The sequence below is a fragment of the Streptococcus oralis genome (assembly GCF_026782285.1).
GTDB lineage: Bacteria > Bacillota > Bacilli > Lactobacillales > Streptococcaceae > Streptococcus > Streptococcus oralis_CG.
On sequence record NZ_JAKUWG010000002.1, the window covers coordinates 184235 to 198945 of the forward strand.

At 42.0% G+C, this 14711-nt stretch carries 15 protein-coding genes; 2 read left to right on the plus strand and 13 right to left on the minus strand.

Annotated elements, in window-relative coordinates:
• Positions 1-78: 78 nt before the first annotated feature.
• From MK403_RS01975 to MK403_RS02025, 11 genes are all read right to left on the minus strand, one after another.
• Positions 79-1740, minus strand: coding sequence for a P-loop NTPase fold protein (locus MK403_RS01975; RefSeq protein WP_268708796.1), 1662 nt, complete (start codon positions 1738-1740; stop codon positions 79-81).
• A 190-nt stretch (positions 1741-1930) separates the two neighbouring features.
• Positions 1931-3037, minus strand: a complete 1107-nt coding sequence (locus MK403_RS01980; protein ID WP_268708797.1) for a nucleotidyltransferase — start codon at positions 3035-3037, stop codon at positions 1931-1933.
• A 9-nt stretch (positions 3038-3046) separates the two neighbouring features.
• On the minus strand, positions 3047-3787 hold the full coding sequence (locus MK403_RS01985; RefSeq protein ID WP_326845896.1) for a class I SAM-dependent DNA methyltransferase: 741 nt from the start codon (positions 3785-3787) through the stop codon (positions 3047-3049).
• Between the two features lie 321 nt (positions 3788-4108).
• On the minus strand, positions 4109-4462 hold the full coding sequence (rsfS, locus tag MK403_RS01990) for a ribosome silencing factor (RefSeq protein ID WP_268708798.1): 354 nt from the start codon (positions 4460-4462) through the stop codon (positions 4109-4111).
• Complete coding sequence (yqeK, locus tag MK403_RS01995; RefSeq protein WP_268708799.1) at positions 4463-5056, minus strand: bis(5'-nucleosyl)-tetraphosphatase (symmetrical) YqeK; 594 nt, start codon at positions 5054-5056, stop codon at positions 4463-4465.
• Positions 5056-5685, minus strand: a complete 630-nt coding sequence (locus tag MK403_RS02000; protein WP_000963696.1) for a nicotinate-nucleotide adenylyltransferase — start codon at positions 5683-5685, stop codon at positions 5056-5058. The genes yqeK and MK403_RS02000 overlap by 1 nt, the downstream gene beginning before the upstream one ends.
• Positions 5686-5735: 50 nt before the next feature.
• Positions 5736-6047: a ribosome assembly RNA-binding protein YhbY gene (gene yhbY / locus MK403_RS02005; RefSeq protein WP_000060169.1), complete on the minus strand. Its 312-nt coding sequence runs from the start codon at positions 6045-6047 to the stop codon at positions 5736-5738.
• Positions 6048-6258: 211 nt separating this feature from the next.
• Positions 6259-7365 carry a ribosome biogenesis GTPase YqeH gene (gene yqeH, locus MK403_RS02010; RefSeq protein WP_268708800.1) on the minus strand — a complete coding sequence of 369 codons (1107 nt, stop codon included), beginning with the start codon at positions 7363-7365 and terminating at the stop codon, positions 6259-6261.
• Between the two features lie 2 nt (positions 7366-7367).
• Positions 7368-7895: a YqeG family HAD IIIA-type phosphatase gene (locus MK403_RS02015; RefSeq protein ID WP_268708801.1), complete on the minus strand. Its 528-nt coding sequence runs from the start codon at positions 7893-7895 to the stop codon at positions 7368-7370.
• A 17-nt stretch (positions 7896-7912) separates the two neighbouring features.
• Positions 7913-8821 (minus strand): magnesium transporter CorA family protein, encoded by a 909-nt coding sequence (locus MK403_RS02020; RefSeq protein ID WP_268708802.1) that lies wholly within the window; start codon positions 8819-8821, stop codon positions 7913-7915.
• 57 nt (positions 8822-8878) lie between these two features.
• Positions 8879-9439, minus strand: coding sequence for a mechanosensitive ion channel family protein (locus MK403_RS02025; RefSeq protein WP_125394742.1), 561 nt, complete (start codon positions 9437-9439; stop codon positions 8879-8881).
• Positions 9440-9587: 148 nt separating this feature from the next.
• Between MK403_RS02025 and sstT the strand changes: the two genes are divergently transcribed.
• Positions 9588-10793 (plus strand): serine/threonine transporter SstT, encoded by a 1206-nt coding sequence (gene sstT / locus MK403_RS02030; protein ID WP_173257487.1) that lies wholly within the window; start codon positions 9588-9590, stop codon positions 10791-10793.
• 67 nt (positions 10794-10860) lie between these two features.
• Entirely contained in the window at positions 10861-11814 is a 954-nt protein-coding gene (locus MK403_RS02035) for an aromatic acid exporter family protein (protein ID WP_268708803.1), read from the plus strand.
• Positions 11815-12220: 406 nt separating this feature from the next.
• On the opposite strand, the gene MK403_RS02040 is transcribed toward MK403_RS02035, so the two are convergent.
• Positions 12221-13765 (minus strand): peptide chain release factor 3, encoded by a 1545-nt coding sequence (locus MK403_RS02040; protein ID WP_268708804.1) that lies wholly within the window; start codon positions 13763-13765, stop codon positions 12221-12223.
• A gap of 143 nt (positions 13766-13908) precedes the next feature.
• Positions 13909-14601 carry a YwaF family protein gene (locus MK403_RS02045; protein ID WP_268708805.1) on the minus strand — a complete coding sequence of 231 codons (693 nt, stop codon included), beginning with the start codon at positions 14599-14601 and terminating at the stop codon, positions 13909-13911.
• Positions 14602-14711 lie beyond the last annotated feature (110 nt).

Below are 14711 nucleotides of genomic sequence, written 5' to 3' on the forward strand. Positions count from 1 at the left end.
ATAAAAAACCGATTTTCACAAACCCAAATTGAAGAGTTTTGTGTGAATTTTAGACAAAGAGCCACCTAATTCTAAGCTCTATTGTATTAATTTATCTAGTGGAATTTGATTAATTGTAATTTTCCCTTTTGATTCCAAAGGTAGATATTTTTTTATAAAGTTCTGATATTCTGGATCTTCTAATCTCTCTATGTTATTAATTCGATAATCATCTTTTATATTCTTGTCTAAAACATCATAGTATATTTCAACTAGACGCTCCTCTATTTCATAACTAGAATAATTATAGTTACGATAAAATACCTTATTGGTTTTTTCTGATAAAAATAAATTTCTTAGCCCTATCTTCCATAAACACGATAAAAGTTGAGAAAGATAGGCCTTTTTCTTATTATATAATTCTCCATCTACGTTCGAAAGATCATATGAAATTACTATAAGATCCTCAATATTAAAATCTACAATCTTTGCTAACATTTCAAAATGAAAATATCTGTCAGACTCAATTAACTTGTTATACTTATCTATCCCATTAAAATACATATAACATTCAAAAAACAATACTAGAATACTATCAATTTCTTCCCAACCATTCATACCCTTGATAATACAATCTGCCTTCTCGCTTTCATCAGTTTTATTCGAAAGTTCTTCTAATGACTTCTGGAACTCTCTTAAACTTGGTTTCTCTACTTTTCTGTTTTTTTTCTTATTTTGTACGACTTTTTCATCTATATCTACATAATAAATTTTAAAAATTAATGATAGAATTTTCCCAAGATCATCATCCTTCAGCTTACTTTTTCTCAAAATGTTATCTATGACTTCTCCTGTAGATACAATTCGATTATGATTCAGCTTAAATTTTTTATCAATGAGATTTTCCTTTGTTGATTCCATTTCCTTACTATTTAAAATTACAATAATTTTAAATTTTTTATTCTCAGAAAGATAGTCAATATAACCCAATAAATCATTGTAATCTGAAGGGTTATCTGATGTTTCTGCATATGAGACCCGTTCGAAATCATCAAAAATAATGATAGAATCTCGCTTCATCAAATCCGTTCCAACTGTTTTAAAGAACCATTTAAAAACTCCTCCAACAAGTGGAATAAAGTCCAAATTTCCAAGTATGGATTGTTTTTCTATTTCATTGATCAATATTTTCTCGGCTTGCTCTCTTGTTTTTATCCCAAAGCAGGAAATATAGTAGATTTCTTTCTTTTTGTAAATTTGATTTTCAAAAAACGTCTTTATAAAAAATGTTTTCCCACTTCCCCAAGAACCATCCAACCAGAAGACATTATGAATAGAATCTGAACTATTTAAAAACTCCACCAGATGAGTTTGATAAGGATAGTCATCCAAGTCATATTCTGGAAATAGCTCTGGGTTTAGTTTCTTATAACTCACTTTTTTAAAAATTATGTCTAAAAACCAGAATAGTATTATTGGTATAGTCAGTGCTAACAATATTATTACACGATTCTCATATAACATTGAAATAATATCTTTTAAAAAATTATAATTAGATACAAATTTATAAATAGGTGAAGCAAAGCGTTTAAATTGTTCAATCTCAAGTGCAAGATACAGTACCCATATACTGGCTATAAATATTTTGTACCATTCAACAATTCTAACATTACTACTCCATGATGGTCTTTGAAATGGATATTTCAGTAGCTGTTTAAAATTCAGAAAAAAATTAAGAATCCTCGTCACTATATTTTTCATATATACCCCTTTTAATCTATATTATCATGATTATACCACAAAATAAGAGTTATTAAGCGGATCCGAGGACAAGAATCTAGTTATTAAACTAAAATTTTTCACTGATTTTTTAACTTAGGAAGTCTGTCATTTTCCAAAAATTTACCTTCAATTTGCTAGCTAAAATTTCTAAAATGAAAAAGCCTACCTTTCAGTAGACTGAGTTTGATTCTATTCTAATCGGCACTCTACCGAAATTCTGCTCCGCTATATTTGGGTGTCCTAGTTGGTAAATCTGATCTGCCTTTTGAGTCATAGCATCCCAAGGTTCTTTGCCAATGCGGCTGACTAAATGGACCTGCTCTTTCAGAGACTTGAGGTGTTGTCTGCCTTTTTCGGTAAAGCCAAGGACATGGATGCCTTCTGGCAAGTCACTTTCTCTAGCCTGCACCAAAATATAAGTCAAGAGGCGTCTGACACGCGCCTTGGTGTAGCGTTTGGTGGCAACCGCCTCGACCAATTCGTCAACAGACTGAGCCGTCTTAATAGCTTCCTTGATGCGCACAGCCATTTCTTGATTGACCTGGTAGGTGGTCGTTAGGTCAGGATTTGACAAGATTTGATAGCGGAGCAAGGGAAAATAGTCATCCCAGCTCACCTTACACGCCTGCTCAAAGAGGTCAAGAGAAGGCATAAAACGTTCTAAGAAATCTTGGTCTGATTGGTGCTGACGGATGGCTGTTGCCGAGGCAAAGTCCTCATTCTTATCCACAGAGTGATAGCCCGCGCCCTGGCGCTGAATCGGATGGAGTTTAATTTTACGTCCCGCAACTGCCTTGGCATAGGCTAAAGCTAGAACATGATTGGGGGTATTGCCTGAAAAATCAAGACCTGCAAATTCCTTCCACATGGCTTGGGTTTTCTGGGGATAAGAGAGAGGATCAGGTAGATTTTCCACAAATTTCTCCATCTCAGCACCTTGTTCTGTGTATAAGTCTGCAATTTTCTGGTAATCCAGAAGCTCCTCCGTCCCAAAAGCTAGCCTATCAATCCCCAACCGAGCCAAGATATCCACAGCCCCTTGACCGAAGAAATCCGCCGCCTGAACACTGACTAAAAAGGGCAATTCCACTACCAGATCCGCTCCATTTTCAAGCGCCATCTGAGCCCGTGTCCACTTGTCCACGATAGCAGGCTCTCCACGCTGCATGAAATTCCCAGACATGGCAACGATTTTCAGTCCCTCCGCCTGATCCAGCAGGTATTTGTGCCCATTATGAAAAGGATTGAACTCCGCGATAATACCTGTGATGGTCATGATAATCTCCTACTTCTGCGCGACAAAAAACCAACGGGTAGTGGTGTCTGTTGGCTCCTTGTCCTCAAAGTCCGCATAGAGTTTAAAAGACTTGAAACCAGCTTGTTCCAGCAAGATATCATAGGTCAAGACCTCATAGGTTCGTTCCTCATGCACTTCATCGTGGCGACTAAAGGAACCGTCAGCCTCCTTGATAAAGAAGGTCAACTCATGCACGATGGAGTGAGGTGCTTCGTCCTCATAGGTGTCCCAAAGCATGGCAAAATCTTCCGCATTTTCATGATAGGAATAGCCTGGAAAAACTTCATCTGTCTGGTAGGTCGAATGCACGTCAAAGATGAATACTCCGTCTTCATTGAGGGCATTATAGACTTCCTTAAAGACGTCTCCTACCTCCACCTCATCCTGCATGTAGCAGATAGAGTCCGAGTAACACGTAACAAAGTCGTACTTACCAGCCTTGGATAAATCCAGCATATTGCCTTCAATAAAATCAATCTTTTGCTTGGCTGAAGTAGCTCTCTTCTCCGCAATCTTCAGCATATCCGCGCTCAAGTCAAGTCCCGTCACATCGAAACCAGCCTGAGAAAAGCGGACAGACTGAGTGCCTGTCCCACAGGCCAATTCCAAAAGCTTCTTTCTCTCCTTAGTTTTTGGCAAATGGCGCAGAGAAAAATCCGTCCATTTATCGTATAAACTATCATCCATCACAGCATCGTAAACAGCCGCAAAGGTTTCATAAGTTGCCATAATCATGATACCAAGTCCGCCAGTAATCGGAATGAAAATTAGGAGCTTGACGATGGAGCCAAGCTCCAAGGAAGGCTATCTATTTTCCGACGATTACAGGACGGGTTCAAATCCTTTCTAAGATACAAAGAGTGTTAAAAGCAAGGAGAAAATAGGAAACTTTCTGCTGTATCGTCAGATACAAAGGAAGTTTATCTTTTTCTCGTAGCTTTTAGCTCGTGTTCAGTTTCGATATGAACAAAACACGACGCTCTCACCTTTCTATCCATTTTTTCTAAAATAAGCAAATAAAACCCAGTTGACTGCAACTGAGTTCATCTTCTACGCCAGAGTTTCAGATATATCTACTGAATCCGCCTCATGCCATAGTTTTTCTAAGTTATAGTGGGCACGCATTTCTTCTGAGAAGATATGCACAACGACACCGCCTAGGTCCAACAACACCCAGCCTCCAGCTGCATCGCCTTCGACATGGCTGCCTTTAAAGCCTGCTTGAGCTACTTTTTCACGGATATTGTCAGCAATAGCGTCCAACTGACGGCTATTCATTGAGCTCGTGATAACAAAATAGTCCGTCACGCTAGTCAAATCTTGTACGTCAAGTGCGAGGATATCCTCCGCACGTTTCTCATCAGCCGCTTTCACGACTAGTTCTAGTAATTCTTTTTCGTTCATTTAGTCCTCTTTCAAATAGTGCACAAAGGCGTTATAGGTTTCAAGGGTTTGGGGATAGATGGGGAATCCCTGATGAGCTAGATGCTCCACGGTACGAGCTGTTTCGTAGGCCACCGCTTTATTGAGCGATAGCACAGCAATCTCACGTGCCTGGTCCACGCCTGGAAAGGCACGATTGTGCTCGATATAATCTGCGACGTAGATGACTTTATCTAGATCGGTCATCTGACCAGCACCGACTGTATGGATTTCAATAGCTCGCAGGATTTCTGGATCATGCAAATCCAAGTCCTCCTGAATCTTGTAGATGCCAACCATGCCATGCCAGACATTATTGCCCCAGTTTTTGAGGTCAGGGTCTAATTGGTAACGGTCAATCAAGTCTAGAAATTCCTGATCTGACAACTTTTTAGCATAATCATGAAGAAGGCCTGCTAGACCAGCTTTCTCAGCATCGACTCCAAATCGCTGGGCAAGCTCTATGGCTGCACGCTCTACACCCAAACAATGGGTTAAGCGTTTTTCAGGCAGAAGCTCTGCCATTTTTTCTAGCAATTCCTCACGGGAGCAGTTGATGTAGTCTTGGTATGCCATCAGTAAAGTCCCTCCTTCTCGATGTAGTCAAGCACTGGCTGAGGTAGGAGAAAGTTGGGTTTCCGACCTTGGGCAAGGAAATCACGCACCATGCTGGATGAGATATCCATGAGAGGCACATCCACCCAGATGACTGGATAGGAAGTTCCTGCCTTGTAGCGTGGGCGCTGAACCCCCACAAACTGAACCATATCAACCAGTTCATCAATCCGATACCACTTAGGCAGATAGTCCACCATATCCGCACCGATAATGAAGTAATAATCCGTATCTGGATGTTGCTCTGTCAAAATCTTCATGGTGTCGTAGGTGTAGGAAATGCCCTTGCGCTCTAACTCAATGGTTTCAATGGCTAAGCCTTCAATTCCCTCAATCGCCAACTCAAGCATCTTGAGCCTATGGTGCTCGGGGATGGTTTCCTTTTTATCTACATGAGGTGGTTGGTATTCGGGCATGAGCAGGACCTGGTCCAGTCCCAACTGTTGTCGTACTTGGTCCGCCACAACAAGATGGGCATGGTGAACGGGGTTAAAATTCCCCCCTAAAATCCCGACTTGTTTGCGTTTTTTCTCCTTGATTTCTGGCTCCAACTCTACCTTGGTAAAGGGAGTCAATAATTCGATTGCCATAGGCTCGTCTTCCTTTAATTCTCTGTAAAAACAGTTGTTTGGAGTAGGTTTTAGATTTCTTTGACTTTTTTAGAAATCTTGCGATTTTCTTTCTTGCTGGATTGTTTAAACAAAATCAAGATGCGTCCGATTTTTTGGACAGTATCCACACCAATTTCTTCTTCCAAGATTTCAGCTACTTCGTGGATGTTTTCATCTGTGTTTTGTAAGAGCGTTACCTTGATCAATTCACGCGCGTCAAGAGCTTGACGGACGCTGGTTTTGATTTGGTCGTTGAGACCATTTTTCCCGATTTGGATGATGGGTTTGAGGGTATGTGCCTGGCTGTTGAGGAAGGCACGTTGTTTCGATGTTAATGACATAATCTTTCTTCCTTTTTTGATAGTTATTTTAAGTGGTGAGGGACGGTCGGAACTAATTTTCCAAAGATCTCATCTTTGAAAAATGGATTTCCTGACCTCACAATTGAGCCTTGGTCTCAATTGTGCCCCTTGCCAATCTAACGATTGACAATCACACCACGGCAATAACTATCTCTGTATGAGCTCACTTTGTTCGCTCAGCGATTTTATTTTAAATGATTGCTTTGCGTGTGACAACGGCGACGCCTTCTGGTGCCCAGACAGCGACTTTGGCGGTGTCTGTTACGCGGATCCAGCCTAGTCCTGAGATGACTAAATCTGTCTTGTCCTTGATGGTAAAGACGTGTTGGACAAGTTTTGGAAAATCTTCTTTTTCCTTGCTATTTGGCGGTGTCAGAAGGGTTCCGAGGTGCTTGTCGTAGAAGTCAGTTGCTCCTTCTAGCTTGGTACGATGCAATTTAAGTTCATTGTCAAAGAAAGCGGTAAAACCTTGTTTTTCTCCTACAATGAAGTCAAATCGTCCTAAACCACCTAGAAAAAGGGTTTGTTCCGGATTGAGCTGATAGGTTTTGGGCTTGATTTCCTTTTTAGGGCTGACATACTTGAGGTTTTTTGCCGTCAAGTAGTGGGCCATCTGGTGACGGTGGATAATCCCCGGTGTATCGTAGATATAAGACCCGTCGTCAAGCGGGATCTCAATCTTGTCCAAGGTTGTCCCTGGAAAGCGGGAAGTCGTGATGACATTCTGGTCACCCGTGATTTCTTGGATAATGGCGTTGATGAGGGTTGATTTTCCAACGTTAGTCACACCGACCACATAGACATCGCGTCCCTTACGGTAGTGTTCAATCTTGTCAATGACTTCCTTGATAGCATGCTTATTCTGAGCCGAAGTCAGGACGACATCAACAGGACGAAGTCCTTCTTCGTGGGCACGTTCCATGAGCCACTGGCTAATCTTGCCCGGTTTAACTGACTTGGGCAGAATATCTTTCTTATTTCCAACTAAGAGAACATCATTGCCCGATACAAAGCGTGGTAATCCTGGGATGACAGAGCCATTAAAGTCAAAAATATCAATGACATTGACCACCAAGGCATCACTGTCTCCCACCTCGTGCAAGAGTTTGAGGAAATCATCGTCCGTCAACTGGACATCTGTGATTTCATTGTAATGCCGGAGACGAAAACAGCGTTGACAATAGACTTCTCCAGTCTCCAAGCCTTTTTCGAGTGCTGATTGGGGAGTAAATCCTAGACCAGCCTTGTCTGTCGTCTGAATGGTTGCTCCACAACCAATACAGAGAATTTCTTCCATAGTTAGATTCCTTTTTTATATGTAATCGGTCCGTACTTTTCAGTAATTTGCTTCATGACACGGCGCTCGCGAGCTCGGTTGATCTGCGTTTTGATAGAGTCGTGTTGGACCAAGGGTTTGACTAAGATCGAGCGAATACCTGCACGGTGAGCTGCCCGTATATCGGTCATGAGCTGGTCGCCGACCATGACCACTTCATTTTTCTCATAGTGAAATTCCTTCATGGCACGGTCAATCCCAAATGTGAAGGGCTTCAGAGCCCAATAAATGTAATCAATCCCAAACTTTTCAACTGCTCGTTGAACTCGTTTTTTGGTGTTATTTGAGACCACGATGATGCGAATGCCCGCGTCACGGAGATCATGTAGCCATTGCTTCATCTCTGGCGTTCCATCAGGGTTGTTCCAAGCAATGAGGGTATTGTCCAGATCGACCAAAACAGCCTTGATACCATGCGCTTGCAGGCTTGGGACCGTCAGATCATAAACTGCTTCCACAGCAAAATCTGGCATATAATTTTCAATCGCCATTCTGGCTCCTTTTCTTTTTAATTTCTAGCAATATTCTTTAAATATTGGGCTAAGACTACCCATAAAATGAGACTAGCTATCAAAATATAAATCCAAGCATTTGGTTCATCTGCAAACGGTAAGGGAACATTCATTCCGAAGAATCCTGTAATAACCGCAAGGATAGCTAGCAAGACTGAGATAATGGTCAAAGTTGTCAAATTATCATTTAGATTATTATTTAGGATGTTGTTGTAAGAGGCTGAGAGTTGTTGCAAAACTTGAGAAATCAAGTCTGTCATCGAAACCAACTGGTGCGCTTCAATCATGGCATCGTCAAACTGCTCTCTTTCTACCTCATTAAAATTGCGATAAAGAGCATGCCCTTGGATGTGTTCCAAGAGGAGACAATTTTGTTTGGCAGCTGCTGTCAGGTAAACCATACCAGTTTCCAAGTCAGAGAGGGCAAAAAGATTTTTTTTAGTTGTTTTTTGACGAAGAAGTGCACTGATTTCATCCTTACTTTTATCCATCTCTTCAATAACTGGATAATAAGCATTGCTAATAATCTCTAAACTGGCAAAAAGAAATTTGTAGATGGAAATAATTTCATGGCTTTCAAGGTAGGTTGCCATGCGTTTAATCACATAAGTATTCTTGTGATTGCTGATAGTGATCAACCGTTGTTTTTCAACGATAAAGGTCATCGGAATCGCTTCATAATATTCTTTGTCTTTTTCTAAATCAAGAACATTATAAATGAAGGTTACCGTCCCCGTTTCACGGTTATAATCCATATGGGCTCGTTCATTTCTATCTAGAGCATACTCGATGGTTTCCTTGTCCAATCCATAGACGTCAGAAAGATCTTCCATGTTTTTAATCTTGTCCACATCAAGGTCTATCCAGGTACAATTGTGACCTAGTTTTTTCTCTACAAATAGCATACTCTCTCCTTTACCAAACTCCTTCTATTGTACCACAAATCTGCTAAAATAGCAGGGCTACTCTGTACGAGAGAAGTTGCTAACAACAGTGATATTTCGGTTGGGAACAAAGTGAAGGGCTTGGTCGTCACTGCGAAGTTGGGTCGTACGGATTCCTACACTGACAACCTTTCCAGATACGGTAATAGGACCATTTGTGAGGACCACTTCGTCGCCCACATCGAGCTGGCGTTCAAAGAGGATAAAGAAACCATTGATAACGTCAGACAGAAAACCTTGTGCGCCCATTCCAATGGCTACCCCAGCAATCCCTGCCCCAGCAAGGAGGCTGGAAACTGGCAAGCCTAAAATGGACAAGATACAGTAGATTAAAAAGAAATAAAGTGTGTAGTTAAAAATATTCTCAAGTAAACGAGAAATGGTCTTTTGTCTGCCTGCATCCCGATTTGAAAATTTAAGCGAGGGCTTGACAATCTTTCGGACAGCCGCATGAAGCATCTTTTTAGCTATATAAAATAGCAGAAAGAGAATCAAAAGAGAAATCACCTTGGTCAAGACATTCTCTAATACAGTTGTTACATCCAATTTATCAAGATAACGTTGAAAAAATTCTTGCATACAAAACTCCTTTTTAGTATTATACCACAAATCATCCCGTTCAAATCCCTCATAAATATTCCGATATTCCCCCAAACTCAAAAAAAGACTTGCCTCAACGGCATATTTATACTATAATCATAAACAATACACTTTGAAGGAGACTATTATGAAAAGAATCATTCGAGCCTGGAACAAGGCCAGCCTCATCAAACGTATCCTAATCGGCATGCTTCTGGGAGCCTCTCTAGGGCTACTTTTTCCTAGTCTGTCGGGGCTCGGCATTCTCGGTGACCTATTCGTTGGGGGTCTGAAAGCCATCGCTCCTGTCTTGGTCTTTACCCTCGTCGCAAATGCCCTCTCACAACATCAAAAAGGGCAAGATACGAATATGAAGACCGTTATTTTTCTCTATCTACTCGGCACCTTTGCAGCTGCCTTGATTGCTGTACTGGCTAGTTTTCTCTTCCCGGTCCAGATTACTCTCAGCAGTGCGAGCACAGAGATTGCCCCACCAGACGGCATCGGTCAAGTTCTCAGCAACCTCCTGCTGAATCTCGTGGACAATCCCCTCAACGCCGTCGTCAAAGCCAACTATATTGGAATTCTATCATGGGCTGTTGTCTTTGGACTTGCTATGAGAGAAGCTAGCAAAAACAGCAAGGAATTGCTCAAAACCATGGCTGGTGTAACTTCCAAGATTGTGGAGTGGATTATCAATTTGGCACCTTTCGGAATTATGGGCTTGGTCTTCAAGACCATCTCTGATAAAGGAATTACCAGCCTTGCTAACTACGGAATTTTGCTAGGACTCTTGATTGCAACTATGGCTTTTGTGGCCCTTGTCATCAATCCCCTCATTGCCTTTCTCCTTATGAGAAAAAATCCTTATCCCCTTGTTTTTAAATGTTTGCGTGTCAGTGGAATTACAGCTTTCTTTACTCGTAGTTCTGCCGCTAATATCCCTGTCAACATGAAACTCTGCCAAGACCTAGGACTCAATCCAGATACCTACTCCGTTTCTATCCCACTTGGCTCCACTATTAACATGGCTGGCGCAGCCGTAACCATTAACATTCTGACTCTAGCTGCAGTCAATACGCTAGGAATCTCTGTCGACTTTGGTACAGCCTTTGTGCTCAGTGTCGTCGCTGCTATTTCTGCCTGTGGAGCTTCTGGAATCGCTGGTGGATCACTTCTCCTCATCCCCGTCGCTTGTAGTCTCTTTGGGATTTCAAATGACGTTGCTATGCAGGTAGTCGGAGTTGGTTTTGTCATCGGTGTCGTCCAAGATTCCTGCGAAACTGCCCTGAACTCTTCTACCGACGTCCTCTTTACAGCAGTAGCTGAGTACGCGTCGGCACGTAAAAAATAGATTTTTTAAGACAAGTCTTCCAAGCCTTGTCTTTTATACTCTTATTCTAATATTATAGGAAATTCTCATGTCTATCACCCAACGTACGACAAAACTGATCTTAGCGACCTGCCTCGCTTGTTTCCTCGCTTATTTTTTTGAGTTATCTTCAGCAGTTTCAGCTGGAATTATCGCCCTCTTAAGCCTATCCGACACGCGCAGAAGTACGCTGAAATTAGCCCGTAACCGCCTCTTTTCCATGCTCCTAGCACTGGCTATAGGTGTTCTAGCCTTTCAACTGACAGGATTTCACATCTGGAGTCTCGGCCTCTATCTGGCTCTCTACGTGCCCCTAGCCTATAAAATGGGCTGGGAAATCGGCATCACCCCTAGCAGTGTCTTGGTCAGTCATCTCTTGGTACAGAAGTCTACCTCTCCAGACCTCTTGCTCAATGAAGTGCTCCTCTTTCTCATTGGGACAAGCTTTGCTCTATTGGTCAACCTTTACATGCCCTCTCGCGAGAAAGCCATTCAAAGCTACCACCTTCAGGTCGAAGAAAAGTTAAAGGGCATCCTGCTTCGCTTTAAATACTATCTGTCAAGGGGAGACGGGCGCAATCAAGCCCAACTCGTTGACCAATTAGACGAACTCCTTGATGAGGCCCTCAAGTTAGTCTATTTGGATCACTCGGATCACCTCTTTCACCAGACGGACTACCACATCCACTACTTTGAGATGAGACAGCGACAAAGTCGTATCCTGCGAAATATGGCCCAGCAGGTCAATACTTGTCACCTAGCCGCAAGTGAGAGTTTGATTTTGGCCCAGCTCTTTTCTAAGATTGCTGCCCAGCTAAGCCAGACCAATCCTGCTCACGACCTGCTTGATGACATTGAACGTTATCTGCAAGTCTTCCGCAATCGGAGTCTCCCTAAAACACGTGAGGAGTTTGAGACCCGTGCCACCCTCCTGCAGCTACTACGCGAAGCCGAAACCTTCATTCAGGTCAAGGTCGATTTTTATCAAAAATATGGAAACTAGAAAAACCTCAGAAGAATTCACATACCATGATTTCTCTGGGGTTTTTAATTTACCTTTGACTTCAATTACCTTTACTATATGAAAAAATCCACGAATCGATACTATTCGTAAAACTTTATTAGTGGAGCGCCTAGCCAAGTTCCATAGAAACTTGGCGTTAGTTACTTAGATTGTTACACAAACAAATAAAGTTCCTGAACTACGACACTGAGTTTTACAAATCGATTCCATTTGTAAAACTCAGTTAGTGAGGCAGTTCGCCAGTTCGCTTCCTTACCATTTACGACGGAAAAATCCACGAATCGATAATATTCGTGGATTTTTCCTAGTGAAGCGTTTAGGTAGACCGCCATAGCGGTTACCGTCAAATGACAGCAACTTTATGTTGCTAGTCATTTGTAACGATTTACATTTTTTCCTCCAACTCCACGTCTGGATACTTGTCGACAAACCAGCGGAGGGCAAAGTCATTTTCGAAGAGGAAGACTGGTTGGTCAAAACGGTCTTTTGCCAAGATATTGCGGCTTGATGACATGCGCTCGTCTAGGTCCTCTGGCTTGATCCAACGAACTGTCTTTTTACCCATTGGAGTCATGACAACTTCAGCGTTGTACTCACCTTCCATGCGGTGCTTAAAGACTTCAAACTGGAGTTGACCAACAGCGCCTAGCATATACTCGCCTGTTTGGTAGTTCTTATAAAGCTGAATAGCTCCTTCCTGCACCAATTGTTCAATCCCCTTGTGGAAGGATTTTTGTTTCATGACGTTCCTGGCAGAAACTTTCATGAAAATTTCAGGAGTAAAGGTTGGCAGTGGTTCAAACTCAAACTTGTTTTTTCCAACCGTCAAAGTGTCTCCAACCTGATAAGTCCCTGTATCGTAAACCCCGATAATATCACCTGCCACGGCATTGGTCACATTCTCACGACTTTCCGCCATAAACTGAGTGACATTCGACAGTTTGGCACTCTTCCCAGTACGAGGCAGGTTGACACTCATTCCACGCTCAAATTCACCTGATACGATGCGGACAAAGGCGATACGGTCACGGTGACGAGGATCCATGTTAGCTTGGATTTTAAAGACAAACCCTGAGAAATCCTTGTCGTAAGGATTGACAATTTCGCCATCTGTTTTCTTGTGTCCATGTGGCTCTGGAGCAAATTTCAAAAAAGTTTCAAGGAAGGTCTGTACCCCAAAGTTAGTCAGGGCTGATCCGAAGAAGACCGGAGTCAAATCACCTGCGAGAATGGCTTCTTCTGAAAACTCATTTCCTGCTTCATTCAGGAGTTCGATATCCTCTTTTACTTGCTCATAAAATGGGTTGCTTCCAAAGAGCTTATCCCCTTCTTCCAGACTGGCAAAACGCTCATCTCCTTTATAGAGTTCCAAGCGTTGGTTATAGAGGTCATACAAGCCTTCAAAGGCTTTCCCCATCCCGATTGGCCAGTTCATTGGATAACTCGCAATGCCAAGGACTTCTTCTAGTTCTTGCAAGAGGTCCAGTGGCTCACGACCGTCACGGTCCAGCTTGTTCATAAAGGTAAAGACTGGAATGCCACGGTGCTTCACAACCTCAAACAATTTCTTGGTTTGGGCCTCGATACCCTTGGCAGAGTCCACGACCATGACGGCAGCATCCACCGCCATCAAGGTACGATAAGTATCTTCTGAGAAATCCTCGTGCCCTGGTGTGTCGAGGATATTCACGCGCTTGCCGTCGTAGTCAAACTGCATAACAGATGAAGTGACCGAAATCCCACGTTGTTTCTCAATATCCATCCAGTCAGACTTGGCAAAAGTCCCTGTTTTCTTTCCTTTAACCGTACCAGCCTCACGAATCTCGCCCCCAAAGTAAAGCAACTGCTCAGTGATGGTTGTTTTACCCGCGTCCGGGTGGGAGATGATGGCAAAAGTACGACGTTTCTTAATTTCTTCTTGAATAGTCATAAGTTCTCTTTCTTTGATTTTCTATTTTTAGTTGTTTCAGTAGCTAAGAATGATGTTTACATTGGATTTTACCATTCCTTTCAACTCTCCATTATAGCGGATTTTGAGGAGTTTTTCAATTGCTCGTTTGATGAAAAGGCAAGCTAGAGCACAGATTGCGCCTGATTTCTCTTTTTCCACCGTTTCTTGAACAAGATATCAAAAAGAACCAGAGCCAGTGAGAGGATGACCGACACAAGAAGGTACTTTATCCATAGAGGAGCATTCGAGATAAACGGTGTATCTCTTAAGAGACCATAATTTCCACCCGTCACCTGATTAACCCCAACTAGAAAGAGATTGAGAATAAAGGTATAGGCCACAATCATATATTTCTTGAGCAAGGTCTTGTCATAGTGATTCATCAAGTAAATCAAGGAATTCACTAGAAGGGCATAGTGCCCAATCAAAAATGAAAAACTGGTGATATGGGGGAAATCATAGGGGTCAAAAACCGGGTAAACCAAGGCAAATACCGCTCCACTTGCTCCTAAGAAGGCAAAATATTGCTTGCTCCGCCATTTATCTGGCAAGAAAACTACCGCAAACATGGCCAAACGGCAATGATAAAAAGGGAGACTGTTTGAAAATGGAATCCCAAAACCAACATACCAACTATAAAGAGCCAGCAACTGGAGTATCTGAATTCCCTTAAACAAGTAGACAAATTTTAGATTTTTGTGATAAGCAAGTGCTCCATAAATACAAAGCACTAAAAGAAGCATCATAATCCCATACCAAAAAAGCGGAATGGGAGGAGGAACGGTTTGGAATCTTGTAAAAAAATTATGTAGCATATTTTCTATCCTAGCTCATCTTTCGAGAAATTCTTCCTACATTAATCTCTAGTCTCACTCAATTTTTCTTTTAGTTTAACTATTATAGCGAATTAAAAGCGATTTTTCAA

Coding starts and splice junctions, on each gene's coding strand:
- rsfS (WP_268708798.1), bottom strand. CDS start 4,462: ATGAACGAAAAAGAATTACTAGAACTAGTCGTGAAAGCGGCTGATGAG.
- yqeK (WP_268708799.1), bottom strand. CDS start 5,056: ATGGCATACCAAGACTACATCAACTGCTCCCGTGAGGAATTGCTAGAA.
- MK403_RS02045 (WP_268708805.1), bottom strand. CDS start 14,601: ATGCTACATAATTTTTTTACAAGATTCCAAACCGTTCCTCCTCCCATT.
- sstT (WP_173257487.1), top strand. CDS start 9,588: ATGAAAAGAATCATTCGAGCCTGGAACAAGGCCAGCCTCATCAAACGT.
- yhbY (WP_000060169.1), bottom strand. CDS start 6,047: ATGTCATTAACATCGAAACAACGTGCCTTCCTCAACAGCCAGGCACAT.
- MK403_RS02025 (WP_125394742.1), bottom strand. CDS start 9,439: ATGCAAGAATTTTTTCAACGTTATCTTGATAAATTGGATGTAACAACT.
- MK403_RS01980 (WP_268708797.1), bottom strand. CDS start 3,037: ATGACCATCACAGGTATTATCGCGGAGTTCAATCCTTTTCATAATGGG.
- MK403_RS02040 (WP_268708804.1), bottom strand. CDS start 13,765: ATGACTATTCAAGAAGAAATTAAGAAACGTCGTACTTTTGCCATCATC.
- MK403_RS02035 (WP_268708803.1), top strand. CDS start 10,861: ATGTCTATCACCCAACGTACGACAAAACTGATCTTAGCGACCTGCCTC.
- yqeH (WP_268708800.1), bottom strand. CDS start 7,365: ATGGAAGAAATTCTCTGTATTGGTTGTGGAGCAACCATTCAGACGACA.
- MK403_RS01985 (WP_326845896.1), bottom strand. CDS start 3,787: ATGGCAACTTATGAAACCTTTGCGGCTGTTTACGATGCTGTGATGGAT.
- MK403_RS02000 (WP_000963696.1), bottom strand. CDS start 5,685: ATGGCAATCGAATTATTGACTCCCTTTACCAAGGTAGAGTTGGAGCCA.
- MK403_RS02020 (WP_268708802.1), bottom strand. CDS start 8,821: ATGCTATTTGTAGAGAAAAAACTAGGTCACAATTGTACCTGGATAGAC.
- MK403_RS01975 (WP_268708796.1), bottom strand. CDS start 1,740: ATGAAAAATATAGTGACGAGGATTCTTAATTTTTTTCTGAATTTTAAA.
- MK403_RS02015 (WP_268708801.1), bottom strand. CDS start 7,895: ATGGCGATTGAAAATTATATGCCAGATTTTGCTGTGGAAGCAGTTTAT.